A 1,103-nucleotide genomic window follows, 5' to 3' on the forward strand; every position below is an offset into this window, starting at 1 on the left:
TGTTAGTCGTGCATGGTTTCGCCGTGGAGCGCGAGGTCCAGACCTTCGGTCTCGACTTCCTTGCTGACGCGCAGGCCGATGGTCAGGTCGATCAGCTTGAGGATGACGACCGAGACGATGGCGGTCCAGGCGATGGTGATCAGCACGCTCTTGATCTGGATCCAGACCTGCATGGCGTTGCCGTCGATCAGGCCGGACTTGCCCTCGCCGCCGATGGCGGAGACGGCGAACACACCGGTCAGGATCGCGCCGACGATGCCGCCCACGCCGTGCACGCCGAAGGCGTCGAGCGCGTCGTCATAGCCGAACATCTTCTTGAGGCCGGAAACGCCCCAATAGCACACCGGGCCGATGATCAGACCCATGATCAGCGCGCCGGTCGGCGAGACGAAGCCGCAGGCCGGGGTGATGACCACCAGACCGGCGATGGCGCCCGAGGCCGCGCCCAACAGCGAGGGCTTGCCACGGATGATCCATTCGGCCGCCGACCACGACACGACCGCGGCGGCGGTGGCGATGTGGGTGTTGATCATGGCGACGCCGGCACCGGCACCGGCGCTCAGCGCCGAACCGGCGTTGAAGCCGAACCAGCCGACCCACAGCAGCGAGGCGCCGATCATGGTGAAGGCCAGGTTGTGCGGAGCCAGGTTCTCGGAGCCCAGGCCGGAACGCTTGCCGACCATGATGGCGGCGACCAGACCGGCAACACCCGAGTTGATGTGAACGACGGTGCCGCCGGCGAAGTCGAACACGCCGTCGCCCAGCAGATAGCCGCCGGGGACCCCACACCATGTGGGCGATCGGCGCATAGACGAACAGCAGCCACAGCGACACGAACAGCATGGCCGAGCTGAACTTCATGCGGTCGGCCGAGCCGCCCAGGATGATCACCGGGGTGATCATGGCGAAGGTGCCCTGGAACATCACGAAGACGAATTCGGGGATGGTGCCCGACAGGGTGTCCGGCGCGATGCCGGCCAGCATCGCCTTGTCCAGGCCGCCGAAGAAGGCGTTGCCTTCGGCGAAGGCCAGCGAATAGCCGACCACGACCCACAGGATGAACAGGATGCCGGCGCCGAACATGGACTGCATCAGCACGGCCA

1 pseudogene is annotated in these 1,103 nt (G+C 66.3%); it reads right to left on the reverse strand.

The annotated features are described in order from the left end of the window. Nucleotides 1–2: 2 nt before the first annotated feature. Nucleotides 3–1,103, reverse strand: a pseudogene (locus G4223_RS03630) (ammonium transporter); the annotation flags it as partial.

It is taken from the genome of Magnetospirillum aberrantis SpK, from assembly GCF_011022235.1.
GTDB lineage: Bacteria > Pseudomonadota > Alphaproteobacteria > Rhodospirillales > Magnetospirillaceae > Magnetospirillum > Magnetospirillum aberrantis.